Raw genomic sequence first — 20,941 nt, 5'->3', positions numbered from 1 at the left:
CGCTCCGCGCGGGCGGGGCGGTTCCTGCGGGGTTCCCGTGGCGTGCGCCACACCGCCGATCAGATCGGTTCCGGCTGCGGTTCCGGCTGAGGGACCGTCATGACCCTCGGTTCCCACGCGGCGGTGGTCCGTACGTAGCCGTGGATCACCGAGATCATCGCCAGCAGGAGCAGCGGCCCGAACAGCCACGGGTACTCGGCCATGCGCAGCGGCAGGAAGCGGTACGACAGCAGCAGCGCGACGAAGACGGCCGTGCCGTGCGCGACGAGCACGACTCCCGAGCGCTCCCAGCCGCGGTCGTACGCCCGCAGGGCCGCCTCGATGGTGAGGACGAACACCACGCCGGCGATGAGGTCCGCGCCGTAGTGGTAGCCGAAGCCGAGCGTCGCGGTGAGCGTGGCGAGAAGCCAGAACGTGCCCGCGTACCGCAGGAAGCGCGGGCCCTTGCGGGAGTGGATGAAGATGGCGGTCGCCCAGGCCGTGTGCAGGCTGGGCATGCAGTTGCGCGGGGTGATCCCGTCGAACGGCATGGACTGCGGGGCGGTGACCGGCGGCTGGGTCCCCGGCCACAGGTTCGCCACCGTCCAGTGCGTGTCGAACGGTGTGTCCGCCGACCACAGGCTGACCGACGCCCAGTGCTCGGTGCCGGTGCCGTAGGCGAAGACCGGCCCGACCACGGGGAAGATCATGTAGACGGCCGGCCCGAGGAGGCCGATCACCAGGAAGGTGCGCACCAGGTGGTGGCGCGGGAAGCGGCGCTCGGCCGCGACGCCGCGCAGTTGGTACAGCGCGACGGTGACCGCGGCCACCGCGAGCTGTCCGTAGACGATGTCGAGGATGTTGAAGCCGATGAGGCCGCTGGCGGTGACGAGCCGGCCGGCCAGCCAGGACGGGTCGCCCAGCGCGTGATCGGCCGTCGCCACGTACTGGTCGAGCACCGTGGGGCGGGTCTTGGCGGTGATGAACAGCCATGTGTCGCCGGTCTTGCGGCCGGTCACCAGCAGCAGGCCCAGCGCGACGCCCTTCAGCAGCAGGACGCGTTCGGCGCCGGTACGGCGGGTCAGGGCGATGACCGCGCAGCCCAGGATCACCCACAGCGCGCCGTTGCCGAAGAGCTGGCCGCCGCCCGTATCGGCGTCCACCGCCCAGCGGACGAGCGCGAAGGCGATGTCGATGCCGACCGCCGCGCCGAACGCGATGAGCCGCTGCCGCCAGGTGAGCACCAGCATCATCAACGCCATCGCGCCGTACAGCAGGCCGCCCGACTTGGGGGCGGCGATCACCTCTCGCGCCTGGTTGGTGAGGGGGCCCCGCTCGCCGTAGCGGCGCGCGGCGAACTCCAGCGCGACGAGGAGCCCGAGGGCCACCACGCCCGCCGCGGCCCAGAGTCCCGCCCGCGCCCGGGGCCCCACGGAGAACGCGGTTCTCCGGTCTGTGCGCGGGAGGTCCCGCGAGGGTATGTGTCTCACTTCTCGGCTGCTTCGTCGGATGTCGGTCATGCCAGGGTGATGGGTCGCTCGTCGCCTTCCGGCCGCAATCGCCGTCCCGTCACGGGGAGTCGCTCATGGAAGCAAGACGGAAAGGCCGCGGCCCGGGTTGCCCGGGTCCGGTCGCGGCGCGGCCACGGCGGTCCGGCCGCGGTACGGCCACGGCGGTCCGGTGGCGGCGCGGCCACGGCGGTCCGGCCGCGGTACGGCCACGGCCCGCGGCGCCCGGGTCCGGCCGGGGCGCCGGCATGAGGGCCGGGCCGGTCGGGCCGGTCTGGCCGGTCTGGCCGGTCTGGCCGGGGAGCGTCCGGCGGACGCGGAAGCGGACGGCGGCCCGGCGGGGTGGCGCAGGGCGGGGTGGCGCAGGGCGCGGTGGGGTGCGGGGCGGATGTTTCGCTCCTGGTTCCGGCGCGGCTCCCGGTTCCGACGCGGCTCCCGGTTCCGACGCGGCTCCCGGTTCCGACGCGGCTCCCGCAGCGTGGGACAGCTCGTCCCCCTCGGCCCGCCCCTGCATGCCATCCCTGCCCCTGGTGTGCGTCTTCGGCGCGGACAGCCACAGTCAGCAGCGGTGTCCCAGACCCCGACGCCGAGGGAAGCACAGGCGATCCGTGCAGGTCAATAGCCATGTAGGCGCACAAACGCCCTCGCTTGGGACGTCGTGGGCACGGGGCCGTCGCCCGCTTCCCGCTTCCCCGGCCGGGGAACAGGTCCGGGACCTGCGCCTTTGACGCGCCCCCGGCCCGGTCGCGGGCCGGGGCGGACCGGGGGCGGACCCGCGCCGCTCACGCGCGAAGCGCCCGACCCGCAGGGGCCGGGCGCCCGTGGCGGACGGCTGCTCCGCGGGCGTCAGGCGGCCGTGGCGACCGCCGGGTCCGCGGTGGCCGGTACCCGGACGGTACGGCGGCGGCGGACCGGCATGCCGAGTGTGGGGTGGGCGACGCCCCAGGCCGCTCCCTTGCAGACCAGTTCCTTGTAGAGGGCGGCGAGCCGTCCGGTCAGGGCCGCCCGAACGGCGCGGTCGTCGGCGGTGACGTACTGGATCAGGCCCTCCGAGCGGCCGAGCGAGATGCACTGGTTGAAGTAGCGCGGCCGGCCGGTGGGCAGCTTGCCGCCGGTCAGGCGGGCCGCGATGGCGTCGGCGGCCTGCCACGCCATGGGAACGCCCGAGGCGCAGGACATCCGCAGCGGTTTGCCGCCGGGGCCGGTGGCCAGGGCCGCGTCGCCGATGGCGTACACGTCGGGGTGCGAGACCGAGCGCATGGTGCCGTCGACCACGATGCGGCCCGTGCCGGTGACCTCCAGGGTGGTGGCCGCGGCGATCGGGTGGACGGCGAATCCGGTGGTCCACACGGTGACCGCGGCCGGGAGGGCCGTGCCGTCGGCGGTGGTGACGCGGTCGGCCCCGACACCGGTGACGGTCGTGTGTTCGTGCACGGTGACGCCGAGCCGGCCGAGGACCTTGCGCAGGTGGCGGCGCCCCTTCGGGGAGAGCCAGTCGCCGAGGCCGCCCGCGGCGGCGAGGGCGACGTCGAGGTCCGGGCGCGCCTCGGCGATCTCGGTCGCTGCCTCCAGGCCGGTGAGTCCGCCGCCGACCACGACCACCGGCTGTCCGGCGTCCAGGCGGGCCAGGCGCTCACGCAGCCGGAGCGCTCCGTTCCGGCCGGCGATCTCGTAGGCGTGCTCGGTGGCGCCCGGGACGTCCCCGTCGGTCCAGGTGCTGCCGAGGGCGTACACGAGGGTGTCGTACGGCAGTTCCTCCGTCTTCCGCTCACCGGTGCCGTCCGGGCCGGTGACGGTGACGGTCCTGTGGTCGGCGTCGACGGCGGTGACCTTCGCGTGCCGGAAGGCGACGCCGGTACCCGCGAGCATCTCCTTCAGCGGGCGCGGCCGGAGGTCGCCGCCGGTGGCGAGCTGGTGCATCCGGACCCGCTCGACGAAGTCCGGCTCGGCGCTGACGAGGGTGATGGCGACGTCCTCGCGGTGCAGCCGCCTGGCGAGGCGTCCGGCGGCGATGGCTCCGGTGTATCCGGCTCCGAGGACGACGATGCGGTGCTGCATGTCCCTGCTCCTGTCTTCGGCGGGTTCGCCCCTTGAACCGGGCAGGCCGCCGATTCCTGACAGGAAGACGGTGTGAAGCACCTCACATGGGGGTCAGAAGGCGAGGAACAGGGGTTCGCCGTGGTCGGTGGCCGCCCACCGCCTGGTCGCGCGTTCGAGCTTGTCGGGGTTGACCTGGTTGCGGAACGCGGCGATGCCCTCGTCGGTGACCTCCAGGCACATGACGCCGATGACCCGGCCGTCCAGGACCGCCACGAGCGCGGGGCCGCCGTTGGCGGTCGCGGCGTAGATCCCGGGCGAGCCGCCGACCAGGTCGCGCTTGGCCTTGCCCGGCTTGAACAGGCCCCGCAGGAACGTCGCGACCGCGAGGGCGCCCTCGAACGCCTTGGCCCGGGCCGGGACCTTTCCGCCGCCGTCGCCGATCGCGACGGCGTCCTGGGTGAGCAGCCGGACGAGCGGCTCGGTCCTGCCGCTGGTGGCGGCCGCGAGGAACTCCTCCACGACCCGCCGGGCGGCGGCCTCGTCGACCTCGGCGCGGACCCTGCCCTCCGCGACGTGCTTCCTGGCGCGGTGGAAGATCTGCTGGCTGGCGGACTCGGTGATGTCGAGGAGGCCGGCGATCTCCCGGTGCGGGTAGTCGAAGGCCTCCCGCAGCACGTACACCACGCGCTCGTTGGGCGACAGCCGCTCCAGCAGGGCGAGGACCGCGTACGAGACCGACTCGCGCTGTTCGGCGGTGTCGGCCGGGCCGAGCATCGGGTCGCCGGCCAGCAGTGGCTCGGGGAGCCACTGCCCGACATACGTCTCGCGCCGCGCCCGGGCGGAGGTGAGCTGATTGAGGCACAGGTTGGTGAGGACCTTGGTCAGCCACGCCTCGGGGACCTCGATCCGGTCGGCGTCGGCGGCCTGCCAGCGCAGGAAGGTCTCCTGCACGGCGTCCTCGGCCTCGCTCGCGGAACCGAGCAGGCGATAGGCGATGGCCTCCAGCCGGGGCCTGGCCGCCTCGAACCGGTCCACGTCCTTCATGGTGAGGCCCATGGCCGGGATCCTAGCCCGCCCGGCGGCGGACGGCGGGGCGGGGCCTCGGAGGGCCGTGCGGGACCTCGGAGGGCCGTCCGACCTCGAAGGGCCATCCGGGATCTCGGAGGCCGTCCGGGATCTTCGGGGACCGTGCGGGACCTCGGAGGGCCGTCCGACCTCGAAGGGCCGTCCGGGACCTCGGAGGGCTGTCCGGGATCTTCGGGGACGGCGCGGACCTCGGAGGGCCGTCCGACCTCGAAGGGCCGTCCGGGACCTCGGAGGGCCGTCCGGGCTTCGCGCCGGGCGCGGGCCCACGGGCGCGCCGGTCGGGGTCTACGGGTTCCGCGGGTGCCGCTCACCGTCCCGGGTCGTGGTCCGTCCCGCGGCCGGGGCCCCGGGGTCCGCGCAGCCCAGGGCGCGCAGGATGCGGGTCAGGTCCGAGGGGGCCGCGGCGAGGCGGACCGGGGTGCCGGCGTCGTCGAGTTCGGCCACGTGCCAGCCCCGGGGGACGGTGTCGCCGTCGTCGCCCCGGGGCCGCCGTATCCGCTCGAGGCTGAGCCGCTGCGCGGGGATGCGCCTGGCCGCGAACCTGCCCGGCCCCGCATGCGGGGTCACCGCGGGCTCACCGCCACCGAGGACGATGTGGGTGCCGAAGCCATGGGGGTTGTAGTCGGTGTGCTCCAGGAAGCGGGCCGGCAGGAACGCCTCAGCCTCCGTCTCCGGCTGCCCGGTGGCGGGTCCCTCGGGGCCCTCGGGGCCCTCGGGGCCCTCGGCGTTTTCGGCGTTCTCGGGGCGGTCGGATCCCGGGTCTCGCGGCGTGGCCGGCCCGCGGGGGGCGCGGACCCGCGTGGCGTGCCAGGCCCCGGCGAGCAGGGCGAGTGTGGCCAGCGAACCGGCGGCCGCCCAGCTGATCGTGGTGGGAGAGCCCAGCGGGGACGTGGGGTGGAGGTAGCACAGCGGCAGCAGCCACAGCGCCGTACCGGCGAGCACGCCCGCGAACGGCAGGGCGGAGGGGAGCACTTCGTCGGCGGGGAGCCGGCGGGCGCGCAGGCGCAGCAGCGCGACGGCACCGGGCCAGCCCGCCGCCAGGACGAGGCCGGCCGCGACGGCGGCCTGCGCCCGCGCGGTGGAGACGTGCTCCTGCCACACGTGGTGCTCGCCGGCGATCCGCATCACCCGGCCACGCCAGACGGTCAGTCGGACCTCGTCGCCGGGGCGGTACTCGAGGGCCGCGTCCCGTGGGACCCCGGCCGTCTCCAGCGGCGGGTGCCCGGCGAAGTGCAAGACGCTGCGCTGCTTGGGCCCGTTGACGTCGATCCGCTCGATCACGGCCGGTGCGGTGCTCAGACAGTCCCGTGCGGGCGGCTCCCGGTCGGCGTCCCGCGGCTGTGCGGCGGAGGTCCCGGCGGGGCACGGGGCGGCCGACCGCCATGCCCGCTCGTCCGCGGCCACACCCGGTACGAACCACGCGGCCGCCGCCGCGCACGCCAGGAGCAGCGCGGCGAGGGCCAGCGGGCGGGCCGGGCCGCCGTACCCGGCGGTGCGGTGGGAGACCACGGCGAGGTGGTCGGAGGCGGGCTTTCCGTACTGGTGGAGCAGCGCGCGGAGGGCGGCCGTCCGTCTGTCGAAGTCCTCCTCGTCGTGCGTGCTCGCGTACGGCAGGGGGAGCAGCCGCACGCGTCCGTCGCGCAGCACCACGGCGACGCGCAGGGTGGTGCCGCGATGGCCGTGGTGGCGCTGTACGCGCAGATCGGCGATGTCGCTCCAGGCCACGCCGCGGCGGCGCAGCAGCGTCCGCCGGCGCAGACCGTGCGCGTCACCGCACACCGTGGCGGTCACCCAGTACAGCGCTGTCAGGCCGAGGGAGGCGAGCAGCAGCCCCGCGAGGAGCCACACGTCCAGCAGGCCGCCGCCGCGCAGGAGGCGCAGCACGGCCAGGGCCGCGCCGGCTGCCCCCAGCGCGACGAGAAGCCACAGGGCGCGGGTGTGTTCGGTGCGGATGGTCACCACATCAGCGGTGGTCGTGCGTACGGGCATGTCGGGCTCCAGTACCGCGGAGGTCACCGCGGCGGACGAGGTCATGACGTCGGCCACGAACCGCGGGCGGCCCACGCCCAGACGGCGCAGGGCCGGTCCGTGGTCGGCGGCCACGGCCAGGCAGACGGCGAGCAGGAGCAGCCGCCACAGGAGCATGACCGGGCGGCGCAGCGGGCGGGGCAGCCCGGCTAGCGCGGTGTGCAGTCGTGCGCAGTGGAACGGGACGTGGCGCTCCTCGTCGGACAGAATCCGTCCCGCCACGTCCGAGGTGAGCGGGTCCTGGGCGCCGTCGCGCAGGGCGCGGTAGTACCGCAGCGCGACCACTTCGGCGATCATCAGGACCAGCAGTTCCGTGCGCAGGCCCAGGAGGCGTCGCAGCCGTACGAAGACCGTGTCGCTCCAGTGGCCGGTCAGTGTCGGTCTGCCGCCGGCGGCCAGGAGCCGGGCGAGCAGACGGGCGTGGTTCTGCTCCTCGGCGACGAACAGGCGGGCCGCCCGCGCGTAGTCGGCGTCACCCGCCCGGTCCGCCTTGCCGACGAGGCTCGAGCCGTCGCCGTCCTCGCCGACCTGGAAGCGCTGGATGCCGGCCCACACCGCCGGGTGCAGTGTCGCCCCCCGCGTCCAGTCCGGGTCGCCCTGGGCGCGCCGGCGCTCTCGCTCGTCCTCGAACCGCCGCGTCCACTCCGCGAATGCGCCCTCTGGCACCGGTCTCCTCCCCGGGACCCGGCCATCGCGTCCCAGGAGGACGACGAAGGGGCGCCACGAAGGGTTGCAGGAGTTCCGCGAGGGAGTGCTGAAGCGTCCGCGGGGGGCCGCAGCGTCCGCGCGGGGGTGGGGTGCGGGAGTTCGCGGGCCGTGCGCCGGTCGACGAGCGGGCGGGGTCAGGCCAGGCCGCCGTTGGCGTACAGGATCTGGCCGTTGATCCAGCGGGCGGGGCCGGCGAGGAAGGCGACCGCCTCGGCTATGTCCTCCGGCGTGCCCAGACGCTCCAGCGGGGCCGCCTGGGACAGCCGGCCGATCGCGGCCTCGTCCTTGCCGTCCAGGAACAGGGGTGTGGCGGTGGGGCCGGGTGCCACCGCGTTGACGGTGATGTCCCTGCCGCGCATCTCCCGGGCGAGGATCAGGGTCATGGCCTCGACTGCTCCCTTGCTCGCCGCGTAGGCGCCGTAGGACGGGAACCGCAGACGGGTGACGGAGGTGGAGAAGTTGATGATCGCGCCGCCGGCGCGCACCCGCCGGGCCGCCTGCTGGGAGACCACGAACGTGCCGCGGATGTTGGTGCGGTGCATCCGGTCCAGGGCCTCGAGGTCCAGCGTGGCGATCGGGGACAGCAGCATGATGCCCGCCGTGTTGGCGACCACGTCGAGGCCGCCGAACTCCCGCTCCACGGCGTCGAACGCCGCCGTCATGGCGTGCTCGTCGGCGACGTCGCCGCCCACCGCGATCGCCCGGCCGCCGGCGGCGGTGACCGCGGCGACCGTCTCGTCGGCGCGGGCCTTGTTGCCGGCGTAGTGCACGCCGACCGCGATGCCGTCCTCGGCCAGGCGCCGGACCACGGCGCGCCCGATGCCTCCGGACCCGCCGGTGACGAGGGCGACCCGGGGCGCGGCGGGCGTGGGGGCGGCCGGGGCGGTGGCGGGAGCAGCGATGGGAGTAGTGGGCGCGGTGGGCGCGGTGGGCGTGGTGGTGGCCGGGGCGGGGGTGGGTGTGTCGGTCATGGTGGTGTGATCCTCACGTAGCCGCCGGGAGCCACACCTGTGGTCACATCGGCGATAACCGTTCTGACGCATCAACGCTAACACATCACCGATGCGGCGCAACTGTTATCATTGATTCCATGGCAACGGTCGAGACGAAGACGGCGCAGCCCCGCGAGCGGATACTGCAGGCCGCGACGGCTCTGCTGGCCGAGGGCGGCCGGGAGGCGGTGTCCACGCGTGCGGTCAGCGCCGCCGCCGGGGTGCAGGCGCAGACGATCTACCGTCACTTCGGCGACATGCAGGGGCTGCTCGACGAGGTGGCCCGGCGGGGGTACGCGTCCTATCTGGCCGCCAAGCAGTCCCAGGGCGACGACGGCGACCCCGTGGCGCAGCTGCGTGCCGGCTGGGACCAGCACGTCGCCTTCGGCCTGGCCAACCCCGCGCTCTACCGACTGCTCTACACCGAACCGCGGCCCGGGCAGCAGCAGTTCGCGGTCACCGGTGACGCCCACCGGGTGCTGCTGGGCATCGTCGAGCGGGTGGCCCGGGCGGGCCGGCTGCGGACCGGCGTCGAGGACGCCGCGGCGATGGTCCACTCCTCGGGCATGGGGGTGACGCTCACCCTCATCGCCGCCCAGGCCGACGGCAGGCTCGCTCAGTACGCGGGTCTGTCCGAGAACGTGCGGGAGGCCGTACTGGGCTCCGTGCTCGTCCCGGCCGACGAGGCCGCCGCCCTCCCGCACCGTGCGGCGAACGGCCCCGCGGCCGTGCACGCCGTGGCCCTGAAGTCCCTGATGAGCGACGGGATACGGTCGCTGAGCCCGGCGGAGCGCTCCCTGCTCGGCGAGTGGCTGGACCGTATCGCCTCCGGGGACGGCACCGCCGGGACGGCCCGGGAGGAGGGCGACGGCGACCGCCCCTGAGGAGACGCCAGGGACTCAGGAGGTGGCCCGGTCGCGGCCGGGGTCGTTGGGATGGGACTCCAGCGGGGTGACCGCGAAGGTCATCCAGGGATGCAGCGGCAGCGTGCCGAGCACCTTCTCGTGCAGCTCGTCCTCGTCCGCGGCCCGCCAGATCCCGATGCTGCGCAGCTCCCCCACGGGCCGCCACAGCCGCGCCAGACGGCCTTCGGCGGCCAGGTCCCTCGCGCGGACCGCCTCCGCGGCCCGGCGCCGGTCGACCTCCTCCTGGCTCGTGCCCTCGGGGACGGTGGTGGTGATCTCGACCAGGAACTCCCGCATGGCCGTACTCCTCTCCTACGGCGCCCGCGCCCGGCGGGACCGGAGCGCGCCTACCCGCCCCATCGTCCGTCCGGCGCCCGTCGGCGGCCACTACCCGCCTCCTCCGGCCTGGGAGGTTCGTCCTCCCAGCGCCGTAGCATGACCGCGTGGAGCTCCGCCAACTCCGGTACTTCGTCGCGGTGGCCGAGGAACTGAACTTCGGCCGGGCCGCCGAGCGGCTTCTGATCGCCGGACCGTCGCTGTCCCAGCAGATCAAGGCACTCGAGCGCGACCTCGGCGTACGGCTGTTCGACCGCGACCGCCGTTCGGTGTCGCTGACCCCGGCCGGGGAGGCCCTCCTCCCGCACACCCGGTCGCTGCTGGAGCACGCCGACGACCTGCGGCGGCGGGCGCGCGGCCTGTCGGACCCGGAACCGGTCCGGCTCGGCTACGTCAACTGGCTCCCCCCGGACCTGACGGCCCGCACCTCCGCCGTCGCGCAGGTCCACGTCGACACCTGGGTCGCCCCCTCGCACAGCCAGGCCGCCCGGGTCGCCGACGGCGGCCTGGACCTGGCCGTGTGCTGGGTGCGCACCGAGGACCTGCGGCGGCTCGGCCTGCGGGCCCGGCTGCTCGGCGCCGACCGGCTGTACGCCGTCGCCGCGGGCAAGGACACGAGCGCGGTGGCCGCGCGCGAGACCGTCGTCCTCCTGGACGACGACACCACCTCCTGGTCGTCCTGGAACGCCTACGCGGAGCACCTGTCCCAGGACACCGGGGCCCGCGCGGTGCGCGTCGCGGCCGGCGGCATCACCGGCGCGGCGTTCCACGGCCACGTCCGCCGCCTGGGCCGGCCGGTGGTCAACTCGCCCAAGGACCAGTCCGCCCCGCTGCCGCCCGGCCTCGTCCGGCGGCCCGTCGTGGCACCCGAGATCCACTGGACGTGGTCCCTGGTGTGGCGCGAGGACGAGGACCGGAAGGCGGTGCTCGCCGTGGTCGACGCGCTGTGCGACGACGTCGGCGACCTCGGACTGCACGGTCCGGACGCCTGGCTGCCGGACGGTGACCCCTACCGCCGCTGAAAGCGGCCGCCCACACCCCGGGGACCCGGCCCCGCTGCCCTGCGGCGGGGCCGGGAACCCCACTGACCTGCGGTGGGAGTCCGTACCTCCCAGGTGCGAGCAAGCCCGTCCCACCCAGGCCGCCCCGGCCTTTGACTCCTTCCGGCCGGCCACCTACGGTCAAATAGTCGACCGGTCGGCTAGTAGATCTCTCTCCGGATCTCACGGGCTCCCACGGGACCGGGATCTCAGGAACCCGTCCCGCTCGACACCCTCCTCCTCAACCACCCCCGGAAAAGGGTCATCATGAGCAACCAGAAGGTCGCAGTCATCACCGGCGCCTCGCAGGGCATCGGCGCCGCTCTCGTGGACGGCTACCGCAAGCTCGGTTACGCGGTCGTCGCCACCTCGCGCACCATCGCCCCCGCCGGCGACCCGGGCGTACTGACCGTCCAGGGCGACATCGCCGATCCCGCGACCGCCGAACGGGTGATCGCGGCCGCCGTGCAGCGCTTCGGCCGCGTGGACACCCTGGTCAACAACGCCGGGCTGTTCGTCGCCAAGCCGTTCACCGAGTACACCCAGGAGGACTTCGACGCCGTGACCGGGGTGAACACCGCCGGCTTCTTCCGCATCACCCAGCTGGCCGTCGAGCGGATGCTCGAGCAGGGCGGCGGCCATGTCGTCGGCATCACCACCAGCCTGGTCGACAGCGCCGACGCCCGGGTCCCCTCCGTACTGGCCTCGCTGACCAAGGGCGGCCTGCAGTCGGCCACCAAGTCCCTCGCCATCGAGTACGCCAGCCGCGGCATCCGCGTCAACGCCGTGTCGCCCGGAACCATCAAGACGCCCATGCACCCGGAGGAGACCCACGAGTTCCTCGCCGCACTGCACCCCGTCGGCCGGCTGGGCGGGACGGACGACGTCGTGGACGCGGTGATCTTCCTGGAGAACGCCCCGTTCGTCACCGGGGAGATCCTGCACGTCGACGGCGGCATGAGCGCGGGCCACTGACCGGATGCCCGGCACGGACGCCCGGAACGGATGCCCGGCACGGACGCCCGCACGCCCGGAACGGATCACCCGCACGGATCACTGAAGGAGAACCGTGATGCACGGTACGCACGACGGCACGGCCGACACCGAAACGGTCCTGCGCGACGTCCTGGACCTCTGGAAGGAAGCGGTCGACGGACATGAGCCGGAGCGGGCCGCGTCCGTGTTCACCGAGGACGCGGTCTTCCAGGGGCTGCGGCCCTACAGCGTCGGACGGCGGGGCGTGGCGGACTACTACGCGTCCCAGCCGCTCGGCCTGAGGGCCGACTACCGGGTGCTGGAGAGCAGACGCCTGTCCGACGACGTCGTACTCGGCTATCTGGCCGTCGACTTCTCGTTCACCGACCGGCCCACGCTGCACGTCAGCCTCGGTGTGGTCCTGCGTCGTACGGGGGACCGCTGGCGGATCAACCACTACCAGGTCTCCAGCCCGGTGTAGCGCGGGGCCGGCCGCGACGGGCGCGGGGCCGGTCCCGAGCGGGCCGGTCCCGCCCGCCCACGGCGAGCAGCGCATGGCGAGCGGGGAGCGGCACACGGGGAGCCGGGGAAGGGGTGCGGCTCGCAGCGCATGGCAGCGTGCAAATTTTACTCCGGGCAATGATCCGTTCCCGGTGGGCGTCCGTACCTCCAGGCGTACCCGCCGCTCGTGTCTGGAGGCACCATGCCCATCTCCCGCAGCAAGGCTGGAACGGCCGCCGTGATCGGTGCGCTGGGACTGACCGTCACCGCGCTGGTCTATCCCGCGATGCTCGGTGTGCAGAACACGTCCGGCTCGCCCAGCCGCGTCATCGCCAACACCCGCTACGGCCCCCTCACCGAGGCCGACCGGGACTTCGTCGTCAAGGTGCGCTCGGCCGGGCTGTGGGAGTACCCGCTGGGGGAGATCGCGCTCAAGAAGGGCTCGACCCCGGAGATGAGGGAGGCGGGCAAGCACCTGATCGTCGGGCACGCCGGACTGGACGAGCTGTGCCGGAAGATCGCACCCGAGCTGGGCATCACCCTGCCCAACCAGGCGTCCCCGCAGCAGCAGCAGTTCGTGGCGACCTCGGCGGCGGCGTCCGGCAGGCAGTTCGACACCACCGCCGCCAACATCATGCGGATCACCCACGGGCAGATCTTCCCGGCCATCGCCAAGATCCGCGCCACCACGGAGAACACGCTGGTGCGCGAGCTGGCCGATCTGGCCAACGACACGGTGCTGGACCACATCACCGTGCTGGAGAAGACCGGGGTGATCAACTTCGGTCAGGTCAACTTCCAGCAGACCACCCCGCCGAAGCTGCCCCAGGACCAGGTCACCCCGCCCCCGCCGCAGCCGGGAGCCCCGATGGTCGCCCTGACCGCCCGGCCCGACCTGAACGTCAACACCCGCTCGCCCGCACCCAGTCCGTCCGCGGCCGCCAACTGAATCGGGGGGCCGCCGGCGTTCGACGGCCAGGTCCGCGCCCCGGCGTGCGCGGTACGAGTCACGCTCCGTCCGGCAGCGCCGCCTCCGGGGTCCAGCCGAGGGGGTGCAGTTCCTGGTGGAGGTGGCCCTCCCCGGGGGCCGGGAACTCCTCGCCCGCCTCGTTGAAGACGGCCAGGGCCTCGATCAGCGCCGTCCGCTGTGCGGGGGCCAGCCGTTCCACGACCGCGGCGATCTCCGCCCGCCGGCGGGCCATGACGTGCTCGACGGTGCGCCGCCCCTCCTCGGTGAGCTGCAGCAGGTTCTCCCGGCGGTTCCCGGGCTTGGGACGGCGGTCGGCGAGCCCGGCGGCGATCAGCCGGTCCACCATGCGCATGGCGGTGGACGGCGCCACGCCGAGCAGTTCGGCGAGGACGACCAGCTTGGTGGCGCCCCGGGTGAACAGCACGACGAGCATGCGGAACTGAGGGAGCGTCACCCGCTCCTCGACCTCGGCCAGGGAGCGGGCCGAGACCGCCACCAGCAGGCGCGACGCCGTGAGCACCGCCCGGGTGACCGCGTCCACGTCGTCCGCGTCGGACACATCGGATGCGCCGGATGCGCCGGATACACCGGCCGCGTCGCCGATCGCCCCCGCGGGTCCCCTGCCACCTGCGGGAACCGCGGACCCCGCGGGTGCGGTGGTTCGCCTGGTTCCCGTGGTCCTCATGGGGAAGTAGCGGTCGGGCATGGGTCCTTTCTACCGCGCCCGGGTCGCCGCCCTTCCACCCGATGGGAACAGATTTTCCTTTCCCATGACCCGGCCCGGGGCGCGGCGGGACGCGGCGCGGCCACCCCGCGGGCGCACCTCGCGGGCGCACCCCGCGGGCGCACCCCACGGACGCACCCCGCGGGCGTTCATTCCTCCCGGTCGTGTCCGGGGCGGCGGGTGGGGTCCTCGACCGGAGCGTCCTGCTGCACGGAGCCGGGTGCGGCGCGCTCCGGTGCGGCGGGGCTGTGCGGGGACTGCGGGGGCGGGGGTGGCCGGCGGTCACCGGGCGCGCCGACACCGGCCGCCGGCAGGCGCAGGGCGAGCAGGGCCACGTCGTCGCCTCTCGGCGCGAGGCGCTCCAGCAGCTCGTCGCAGAAGTCGTCCACGGTCTCCCCGGCGGGCCGGCGGGCCAGGACGGAGGCGTGGTGGCGCAGCTTGGCCATGCCGAGGTCGATCGGCCGGTCACGGCTCTCCACCAGGCCGTCGGTGTAGAAGAGCACGGTGCATTCCGGCGGCAGGTCCATGTGCGCGTCGGGCCAGTCCAGGCCGAGGTGCAGGGTGGCGCTCATGCCGATCAGCGGGCCGTGGCCGCCCTCCAGGAAGCTCGTCTCGCCCTCGTGGGTGACCAGCAGCGGCGGCGGGTGGCCGGCGTTGACCCAGCGCAGCCGCCAGGGGCCGCCCTCGGGGCCCTCGACCCGCGCGAAGACGAGGGTGGCCATCGGGGCGTCGCTGGTGTTGGTGACCGCCTCGTCCAGCCGGCGCATGATCCGGCTGGGCGGCTCCCCGTGGTCCCAGGCCAGGGCGCGGAGCATGTTGCGGACCTCGGCCATGTGCGCGGCGGCCTGCAGATCGTGGCCGACCACGTCCCCGATGACCAGGGCCAACACCCCGTCGCCGAGCAGGAAGCCGTCGTACCAGTCCCCGCCGATCTCCATGGCGCGCTGCGCGGGCAGGTACCGGGCGGCCATCCGCAGGTGGTCGACCTGCGGCAGCGGGGTGAGCAGCCGGCGCTGCATGGTCTCGGCGACGTTCCGCTGCTCGTGGTAGAGCCGGACGTTCTCCAGAACGAGCCCGATGCGCCGGCCGATGTCGGCCAGCAGCCGCACCTCGGCCTCCGAGTAGTCCGCGGGGTCCTCGGCGCGGGCGACCGTCAGGATGCCGTACGGCCGCTGCCGGGAGTGCAGGGGCACGATGACGGCCGAGCGCCCGCCGAGCCGCTCGAAGAGCACACGGTGGGTCCCGGCGAGCGGCGCGCCGGGGTCACCGGCCAGGCCGGCCAGGTCGGCGGCGGTCAGCAGGACGGGCCCTTCCCGCCTCAGCTGCCGGATCGCCGCCGTACCGGCCCGCTCCGGCAGCGGCCCTTCCAGCCTCCTCGTCCGGCGCGAATGGCGGCGGCTGCGGACGGCGGCCCGGCGCAGCGTGTGCGGGTCGCCGCACAGGTCCAGCGCGGCCCAGTCGCCCAGTTCCGGCACCAGCAGCCGCAGCAGACGGCGGATGCTGCCGGAGATCTCCACGGTGGAGATCAGCACGGAGGAGACCTCCGCGACCAGGTTGAGCCGGGAGATGAGGGCCTCGAGTGCGGCGGTGTGCTCCGCCGCCTGCTCCTCGGCCCTGCGGTGCAGGCTGTAGTCGTGGAAGACCACGGCCATTCCGGCCTGCCGGCCCTCCAGCCGCAGCGGCGTGGACGACCAGATGATCGGCACGACCGTGCCGTCCGCCCGCAGGAAGTACTCGTCGCTGCCCTCCTCCGGGGACCGGCCGCCGAGGGGAGCCAGCATCGGGCACTGCTCGCGCGGCACGGTGGTGCCGTCGGGGCGGCGGTGGAGCAGGTCGTGCGCGTCGCGGCCGATCATCCGGTCCGCGGGCAGTCCCAGCAGCCGCTCGGCCCAGGGGTTGGCGCAGGTGATGCGTCCGGCCGCGTCGACCGTGAAGACACCGGCGCCGAGGTCGCGCAGGACGGCGTGGGCGAAGTCCGGCTGCACCAGGCATCCGGCCGCGTCGACCGGGCCGTCCGGCGCGTCGACCGGCCCGGCCGGCGCGTCGTCACGGACGCCCGTCCGCCGTGATGCCACGAGCCTCACCGCTCTCGGGGGCCGCCCACCCACCCGTTCCTGGGGTCCGTGCGGGTGCGCGTACGGGTTCCTGGGGTTCTCGGGTCCGTGCCGGTGCGTACGGCCCCCGGGTGCCCTGGTCCCCGGGTTCCTCTCACCCCGATTGTGAACCGCCCCCGTCCGGTGCGCCCCCCGTCGGCGCCCCCACCCGGCGCGCCCGACCGGCGCGCCCCCGACCGGCGCGCCTCCAGCCGGTGGCCGTGCGGGTGAGGACGCGGGACGCGGGAGGCGGGACGCGGGAGGAGGGAGGAGGGACGCGGGCGGAGGGACGCGGGAGGAGGGAGGAGGGACGCGGGAGGAGGGAGGAGGGACGTGGGAGGAGGGAGGAGGGACGCGGGAGGAGGGAGGAGGGACGCGGGAGGAGGGAGGAGGGACGCGGGAGGAGGGAGGAGGGACGCGGGAGGAGGGAGGAGGGACGCGGGCGGAGGGACGCGGGAGGAGGGAGGAGGGACGCGGGAGCGCTGCCTCGAAGCGTTTCCACGAACGGCTTGTCATCATGGTGCGTTCCACTGGCCCGGGCTGCCGGGCCGGACGCGTGAAGGAGACTCCCGTGGAAGAGGAGACGCCGCTGCCGCGGCTGCTGTGCGACGTCGGGGCGCTGGCCGGCGGCTCGTCCGACGCCTCCGGGGTGGTGTGGAGGCTCGCCGAGTCCGGGCGGCAGCTGGACGCCAACGTCGTGCGGCTCGCGCCGAACCGCCGGGTGGACACGCACACCGAGCACGACCTGGACGTCCTGCTGCTCGTCGTCTCCGGCGGCGGGCTCCTCGGCAGCGGAACGGCCGACGAGCCGCGGCAGCTCACCGAGGGCTCCCTGGTCTGGCTGCCGCGCGGCTCCACCCGCAGCATCACGGCGGGCCCGGACGGCATCGCGTACGTGACCGTCCACCGCCGGCGGCCGGGCCTGCGGATCGGCAGCGGCCCGCCTCCGGGACCGCGGCAGGAGGGGTGACCGGGAGGGGCGGCGGCGACCGGGGGCAGTGGGGCACCGCCCGGCTCATGTGGACGCCGGCGCAGGTGGGCGCCGTTCAGGTGGGCGCCGACTCCGGGCCGACACCGACTCCGGGCCGACACCGACTCGGGATGGACACCGACTCCGGGCGGACACCGACTCGGGGTGGACGCCGACTCCGGGCCGACACCGACTCGGGGTGGGCCCCGGCTCAAGTGGGCCCCGGCTCAGCCGGACGTCGTCCAGCGCGGGGCCGTGCCGGCCCATGCGGCGTCCCAGGCCGCGAGGTTGCGGCGGGCGATGACCAGGCAGGCGGCACCGTAGGCGGCGGCGCCGAGCCCGGCCGCGCCCAGGGCGGCGAGGATCGCCCAGCCCATGGAGCGGCTGCGGATCTGGTCGGTGCTCAGCGGCGGCCCGGTGAGCCGGCCCTCCGGGTCGGCCCACACGGTGACGGTGCTTCCCCGGGTCAGTCCCGGCTCGACGTCGGTGCGCACCGTGCGCGGCCGCCCGTCCGGGCCGGTGAGGCGGACCTCGACCGGATAGCGGGTCTTCTTCTCCTCGGCCGAGCCCGGCTCCGGATGGCGCGGCGCGTCCCGGACCAGGACCGCGGCGGTCCGCTGCCGCGTCTCCCGCTCGTGCTCCGCCTGGCGCGCGTAGTGGCGGTACGCCGTGTCGCCGGCCAGGAACATCGCGGCCGGCATGCCCAGCAGTACCGCCACGAACAGGCCGACGGCGATCCAGCCCTGCAGTACGTCGGTGGCGCGGCGCAGCGGGTTGCGGCGCAGGCGCCACAGCAGGACACGCGGGAGCGGTTCGCCGCCGTGTTCCGGGGGCGGCTGGGCCCGGGGGACGCCGCCGGGCATGACACTGCCTCCTCTCAGCGACAGGACGGGTGGGCGTGGGCGGCCCGCAGCAGCGCGGCGGCGCCGCGGACGGCGGCGGTGTGCGGCGCCGCCACCGTCCTGATCGGCGCGTGCAGCCTGCCGGTGAGGTGGTACGTGACCTCCGGGCGCAGTGCGCCTCCCCCGGCCAGCAGGGCGCCGCGGGTCAGGGCTTCCAGGGCGAGCGACGTACGGTCCTGGCGCAGCATCGCGGTCACCATGGCGGCCACCGCGTCGCCGAGCTCGCGGGGCGGACCGCCGTCGAGGTCGGCGGTGCCGAGCGCGGTACGGCGCGCGTCGACGACGGCCCCGTCCGCGAGGAGCACCACCTCGGTGACGTGGGCGCCGACGTCCACCACGAGCAGCGGCCGGGTCAGGTCCGCGCCCGCCGCCACGGCGACGGCCCGGGCGGCGGGGACGGTCAGCACGCTGCGCGGCCGCAGCACCTCCACGGCGCTGCGGGCCGCGCTGCGGTAGGCGACGCCGTCCAGCACGGGAGCGGCCACGACGACGAGCGGCCGGACGAAGCGGGGCAGGCGGTGTCCGAGCAGCCGTTCCAGCATCCGGGCGGCTCCGGGGGTGTCGACGACGGCGCCGCGCTGGACCGGGTACGCCGCGCCGGCGCCGGCGAACGTCACCGTGGGCACGTCCAGGACCAGCCCGCGGCCTGCGATCCACACCCGCGTGCGGGCGCTGCCCATGTCGAGCGCGACGCCGCAGCACCGCCGGCAGAGCGGCCATGGGCGGTGCCGAGGCCCCGAGCCGGGAGCCGGATCCGGGCCGGGGACGGGGACGGGGACGAGGCCGGGATCGGGGACGAGGCCGGGGACGAGGCCGGGGACGAGGCCGGGGTCGGGGTCGGGGTCGGGGTCGCGAACGGGGACGGGGACGGATTCCGGGAGGGGGAGGACGAAGGGCTCGGACTCGGGGCGAGGGCGGTCCGGCGCGGTCACCGGCCGGCCTCCCTCACCTGTTGGCAGCGGGCGCAGTAGCGGGCCTGCGGCACGATCGCCAGCCGCTCCCGTTCGACCGGGCGCCGGCACAGGTGGCAGTCGCCGTAGGTGCCCTCGTCCATCCGCCTGAGCGCCGCCTCGACGTCGGCGAGGACCATCCGCGCGGAGGCGGCGAGCTTGACGCGGACCTCCACCTGCGCGGGGGACCGCTGCTCGATCAGGGCGTCGGCCCGGGAGGTGGCCGAGGCGGCGATCTGCCGCAGCTGCTCCTGGCGGAACAGCCGCTGCTCCAGGAGGTTCTCGCGGTACGCGGCGAGTTCCTCGGGGGTCGGACGCGTGGCACGGTCGGCGACGGTCTGCTGATTCACCACTTCACCCCTCGGGCAGGGCGGGACGGACGGATGGACGGATGGACGGATGGATGGAGATGGACGGACGGACGTTGTGCGCCGGGCCGGGCCGGGCACCGGACCGCGGCCGGGGACACGCGGACGCGCCCGCGGCGGTGGACGGCGGTGGACGGCGATGGCGGACGGCCCTGGGTGGCGGCGGGCGGCCCCGGCGGCGGGTCGGGCCGCCGGTCAGGCCTCGCGGCGCAGGCAGGGCACGCAGTGGCGGGTGTAGGGAAGGATCTCCAGGCGCTCGGCCGGCACCGGCCTGGCGCAGCCCACGCAGGTGCCGTAGGTGCCGTCCTCGATACGGGCGAACGCCTCGTCGATCTCTTTCAGCACCCGTTCGATGGCCTCGCGCTGCGCGGACATCAGATGATCGTCCGCCATCTGCCCGGTCTCCCGCAGGGCCCGCAACTGGACCAGCCGGGTCCCCCGGGCGTGGTCGAGGCGCCGGCGGGCCTCCTGAGCGGTCGGGCGCCCGGGGCGGGACTCGGTCCGTGCGGCGTCGAGCGACATGGCGAGGGCCTTTCCGTCGAGTCGGGAGGAGGGTGGGACGTGTCTCCACCCTCGCCGTTTCCGGGGCCGGTTCCCATCGGGTCCGGACACCATTTGCGGGGGGCCGCGGGACCCATACCGCGGCCGTATGGGTGGGCCGCGCGCCCTGAAATGGGGACCGGAGCCCATCGACGGCGCCTCGGGCCCGGCGGCAGGATCGGCGGGGAGCAGGGCCGCATCTCGTCCGGGGGCGCGATGCCCGACAGTAGAGGCAGACCGCAGTGGAGGCGGACCGCAGTGGAGGCGGACCGCGGTAAAGGCAAACCCAGTGGAGGCGGACCGCCGCACGGAAGGAGGCGTCACCCCGGTGTCCCTGTTCTGGCGGATCTTCGGGCTCAACGCCGTGGTGCTGGGCACGGCCACCGCGCTGTTGCTGTGGGCCCCGGTGACCGTGTCCGTCCCGGTGGTGCTGACCGAGGCGGTCATCCTCGTCGGCGGCCTGGTGGTCATGCTCGTCGCCAACGCCGCCCTGCTGCGCTGGGGCCTGTCCCCGCTGGACCGGCTGACCCGGCTGATGACCACCGTGGACCTGCTGCGCCCCGGCCAGCGGCTGCCGGTGGACGGCGGCGGCGAGGTCGCCGAGCTGATCCGCACCTTCAACGCCATGCTCGACCGGCTGGAGCAGGAACGCGCCACGAGCAGCGCCCGCGTCCTGCTCGCCCAGGAGGCGGAACGGCGCCGTATCGCCCAGGAACTGCACGACGAGGTCGGCCAGAGCATGACCGCCGTCCTGCTGGCGCTCAAGCGGGCCGCGGACGAGGCCCGGGAACCGCTGCGCGAGGAGCTGCACCAGGCGCAGGAGATCACCCGGGAGAGCCTGGACGACGTGCGCCGCCTGGTGCGGCGGCTGCGGCCGGGCGTGCTGGAGGACCTGGGCCTGGTCAGCGCCCTGACCTCGCTCACCTCCGACTTCGCCACGCACACCGGGCTGGAGGTGCGGCGCCGTTTCGGCACCGACCTGCCCGCTCTGGAGCCGGAGACCGAGCTGGTCCTCTACCGGGTCGCGCAGGAGAGCCTGACCAACGTGGCCCGCCACGCCGACGCGCGGCGGGTCGAGGTCGCCCTCGGCCGCGCCGACGGCGCCGTACGGCTCACCGTCACCGACGACGGCCGTGGCGTCAGCGCGGCCTGCGAGGGCGCCGGCATCCGCGGGATGCGCGAGCGGGCCCTGCTCGTCGGGGCCGGCCTCGACATCGCCGACGCGCCCGGGCCCGGGACCGGCACCCGGATCCGGCTCACCGTGCCCCTGCCGGCGTCTCCGCCCGCGCCGGCGTCCGCGCCCGCCCCCAGGAAGCAGCAGTGACC

At 74.9% G+C, this 20,941-nt stretch carries 18 protein-coding genes and 1 pseudogene; 7 read left to right on the top strand and 12 right to left on the bottom strand.

Annotated elements, in window-relative coordinates:
• Positions 1 to 59 precede the first annotated feature (59 nt).
• The 5 genes and pseudogenes from ACI2LW_RS16620 to ACI2LW_RS16600 all read right to left on the bottom strand — a co-directional run bounded on the left by ACI2LW_RS16620 (position 60) and on the right by ACI2LW_RS16600 (position 8,320).
• On the bottom strand, positions 60 to 1,499 hold the full coding sequence (locus ACI2LW_RS16620) for a phosphatase PAP2 family protein (protein WP_404731907.1): 1,440 nt from the start codon (positions 1,497 to 1,499) through the stop codon (positions 60 to 62).
• A gap of 834 nt (positions 1,500 to 2,333) precedes the next feature.
• Positions 2,334 to 3,545: an NAD(P)/FAD-dependent oxidoreductase gene (locus ACI2LW_RS16615; RefSeq protein WP_404731906.1), complete on the bottom strand. Its 1,212-nt coding sequence runs from the start codon at positions 3,543 to 3,545 to the stop codon at positions 2,334 to 2,336.
• A gap of 93 nt (positions 3,546 to 3,638) precedes the next feature.
• Positions 3,639 to 4,583, bottom strand: coding sequence for an RNA polymerase sigma factor SigJ (sigJ, locus tag ACI2LW_RS16610; protein ID WP_404731905.1), 945 nt, complete (start codon positions 4,581 to 4,583; stop codon positions 3,639 to 3,641).
• Between the two features lie 2,022 nt (positions 4,584 to 6,605).
• A pseudogene (locus ACI2LW_RS16605) lies at positions 6,606 to 7,307 on the bottom strand (ferritin-like domain-containing protein); the annotation flags it as partial.
• Between the two features lie 176 nt (positions 7,308 to 7,483).
• Positions 7,484 to 8,320, bottom strand: a complete 837-nt coding sequence (locus tag ACI2LW_RS16600; RefSeq protein ID WP_404731904.1) for an SDR family oxidoreductase — start codon at positions 8,318 to 8,320, stop codon at positions 7,484 to 7,486.
• Positions 8,321 to 8,439: 119 nt separating this feature from the next.
• Between ACI2LW_RS16600 and ACI2LW_RS16595 the strand changes: the two genes are divergently transcribed.
• A complete protein-coding gene (locus tag ACI2LW_RS16595; protein ID WP_404731903.1) occupies positions 8,440 to 9,225 on the top strand; it encodes a TetR/AcrR family transcriptional regulator in 786 nt (261 codons plus the stop codon).
• 15 nt (positions 9,226 to 9,240) lie between these two features.
• Here ACI2LW_RS16595 and ACI2LW_RS16590 read toward each other — a convergent pair whose 3' ends face one another.
• Entirely contained in the window at positions 9,241 to 9,543 is a 303-nt protein-coding gene (locus tag ACI2LW_RS16590) for a muconolactone Delta-isomerase family protein (protein ID WP_404731902.1), read from the bottom strand.
• Positions 9,544 to 9,689: 146 nt separating this feature from the next.
• On the opposite strand from ACI2LW_RS16590, the gene ACI2LW_RS16585 reads away from it, so the two are divergent.
• From ACI2LW_RS16585 to ACI2LW_RS16570, 4 genes are all read left to right on the top strand, one after another.
• Complete coding sequence (locus tag ACI2LW_RS16585) at positions 9,690 to 10,604, top strand: LysR family transcriptional regulator (RefSeq protein ID WP_404731901.1); 915 nt, start codon at positions 9,690 to 9,692, stop codon at positions 10,602 to 10,604.
• A 285-nt stretch (positions 10,605 to 10,889) separates the two neighbouring features.
• Positions 10,890 to 11,597: an SDR family NAD(P)-dependent oxidoreductase gene (locus tag ACI2LW_RS16580; RefSeq protein WP_404731900.1), complete on the top strand. Its 708-nt coding sequence runs from the start codon at positions 10,890 to 10,892 to the stop codon at positions 11,595 to 11,597.
• 97 nt (positions 11,598 to 11,694) lie between these two features.
• Positions 11,695 to 12,078 (top strand): SgcJ/EcaC family oxidoreductase, encoded by a 384-nt coding sequence (locus tag ACI2LW_RS16575; RefSeq protein ID WP_404731899.1) that lies wholly within the window; start codon positions 11,695 to 11,697, stop codon positions 12,076 to 12,078.
• Between the two features lie 222 nt (positions 12,079 to 12,300).
• Positions 12,301 to 13,047 (top strand): DUF4142 domain-containing protein, encoded by a 747-nt coding sequence (locus ACI2LW_RS16570; RefSeq protein ID WP_404731898.1) that lies wholly within the window; start codon positions 12,301 to 12,303, stop codon positions 13,045 to 13,047.
• A 58-nt stretch (positions 13,048 to 13,105) separates the two neighbouring features.
• On the opposite strand, the gene ACI2LW_RS16565 is transcribed toward ACI2LW_RS16570, so the two are convergent.
• Complete coding sequence (locus ACI2LW_RS16565; protein ID WP_404731897.1) at positions 13,106 to 13,627, bottom strand: MarR family winged helix-turn-helix transcriptional regulator; 522 nt, start codon at positions 13,625 to 13,627, stop codon at positions 13,106 to 13,108.
• A gap of 314 nt (positions 13,628 to 13,941) precedes the next feature.
• Positions 13,942 to 15,777: a SpoIIE family protein phosphatase gene (locus ACI2LW_RS16560; protein WP_404731941.1), complete on the bottom strand. Its 1,836-nt coding sequence runs from the start codon at positions 15,775 to 15,777 to the stop codon at positions 13,942 to 13,944.
• A gap of 625 nt (positions 15,778 to 16,402) precedes the next feature.
• Here ACI2LW_RS16560 and ACI2LW_RS16555 point away from each other — a divergent pair.
• Positions 16,403 to 16,855, top strand: a complete 453-nt coding sequence (locus tag ACI2LW_RS16555) for a hypothetical protein (RefSeq protein WP_404731896.1) — start codon at positions 16,403 to 16,405, stop codon at positions 16,853 to 16,855.
• 227 nt (positions 16,856 to 17,082) lie between these two features.
• On the opposite strand, the gene ACI2LW_RS16550 is transcribed toward ACI2LW_RS16555, so the two are convergent.
• From ACI2LW_RS16550 to ACI2LW_RS16535, 4 genes are all read right to left on the bottom strand, one after another.
• Positions 17,083 to 17,718 carry a hypothetical protein gene (locus ACI2LW_RS16550; protein WP_404731895.1) on the bottom strand — a complete coding sequence of 212 codons (636 nt, stop codon included), beginning with the start codon at positions 17,716 to 17,718 and terminating at the stop codon, positions 17,083 to 17,085.
• A 14-nt stretch (positions 17,719 to 17,732) separates the two neighbouring features.
• Positions 17,733 to 18,437, bottom strand: a complete 705-nt coding sequence (locus tag ACI2LW_RS16545; protein WP_404731894.1) for a rod shape-determining protein — start codon at positions 18,435 to 18,437, stop codon at positions 17,733 to 17,735.
• A gap of 248 nt (positions 18,438 to 18,685) precedes the next feature.
• Positions 18,686 to 19,060 carry a TraR/DksA family transcriptional regulator gene (locus ACI2LW_RS16540; protein ID WP_404731893.1) on the bottom strand — a complete coding sequence of 125 codons (375 nt, stop codon included), beginning with the start codon at positions 19,058 to 19,060 and terminating at the stop codon, positions 18,686 to 18,688.
• 210 nt (positions 19,061 to 19,270) lie between these two features.
• The gene (locus ACI2LW_RS16535; RefSeq protein WP_404731892.1) at positions 19,271 to 19,597 is read right to left on the bottom strand and encodes a TraR/DksA C4-type zinc finger protein; all 327 of its coding nucleotides are present in this window, start codon (positions 19,595 to 19,597) and stop codon (positions 19,271 to 19,273) included.
• A gap of 346 nt (positions 19,598 to 19,943) precedes the next feature.
• On the opposite strand from ACI2LW_RS16535, the gene ACI2LW_RS16530 reads away from it, so the two are divergent.
• Positions 19,944 to 20,939, top strand: coding sequence for a HAMP domain-containing sensor histidine kinase (locus ACI2LW_RS16530; protein WP_404731891.1), 996 nt, complete (start codon positions 19,944 to 19,946; stop codon positions 20,937 to 20,939).
• The last annotated feature ends 2 nt before the right edge of the window (positions 20,940 to 20,941 follow it).

The sequence above is a fragment of the Streptomyces sp. NPDC004065 genome (genome assembly GCF_044903565.1).
GTDB lineage: Bacteria > Actinomycetota > Actinomycetes > Streptomycetales > Streptomycetaceae > Streptomyces.
This window is presented reverse-complemented; position numbering and strand designations above follow the sequence as displayed.

Excerpts from the sequence above, each read along its gene's own strand:
- sigJ (WP_404731905.1), bottom strand. The coding sequence starts at position 4,583 with ATGGGCCTCACCATGAAGGACGTGGACCGGTTCGAGGCGGCCAGGCCC.
- ACI2LW_RS16550 (WP_404731895.1), bottom strand. The coding sequence starts at position 17,718 with ATGCCCGGCGGCGTCCCCCGGGCCCAGCCGCCCCCGGAACACGGCGGC.
- ACI2LW_RS16600 (WP_404731904.1), bottom strand. The coding sequence starts at position 8,320 with ATGACCGACACACCCACCCCCGCCCCGGCCACCACCACGCCCACCGCG.
- ACI2LW_RS16595 (WP_404731903.1), top strand. The coding sequence starts at position 8,440 with ATGGCAACGGTCGAGACGAAGACGGCGCAGCCCCGCGAGCGGATACTG.
- ACI2LW_RS16555 (WP_404731896.1), top strand. The coding sequence starts at position 16,403 with ATGGTGCGTTCCACTGGCCCGGGCTGCCGGGCCGGACGCGTGAAGGAG.
- ACI2LW_RS16535 (WP_404731892.1), bottom strand. The coding sequence starts at position 19,597 with ATGTCGCTCGACGCCGCACGGACCGAGTCCCGCCCCGGGCGCCCGACC.
- ACI2LW_RS16545 (WP_404731894.1), bottom strand. The coding sequence starts at position 18,437 with ATGGGCAGCGCCCGCACGCGGGTGTGGATCGCAGGCCGCGGGCTGGTC.
- ACI2LW_RS16575 (WP_404731899.1), top strand. The coding sequence starts at position 11,695 with ATGCACGGTACGCACGACGGCACGGCCGACACCGAAACGGTCCTGCGC.
- ACI2LW_RS16570 (WP_404731898.1), top strand. The coding sequence starts at position 12,301 with ATGCCCATCTCCCGCAGCAAGGCTGGAACGGCCGCCGTGATCGGTGCG.
- ACI2LW_RS16580 (WP_404731900.1), top strand. The coding sequence starts at position 10,890 with ATGAGCAACCAGAAGGTCGCAGTCATCACCGGCGCCTCGCAGGGCATC.
- ACI2LW_RS16620 (WP_404731907.1), bottom strand. The coding sequence starts at position 1,499 with ATGACCGACATCCGACGAAGCAGCCGAGAAGTGAGACACATACCCTCG.
- ACI2LW_RS16615 (WP_404731906.1), bottom strand. The coding sequence starts at position 3,545 with ATGCAGCACCGCATCGTCGTCCTCGGAGCCGGATACACCGGAGCCATC.
- ACI2LW_RS16590 (WP_404731902.1), bottom strand. The coding sequence starts at position 9,543 with ATGCGGGAGTTCCTGGTCGAGATCACCACCACCGTCCCCGAGGGCACG.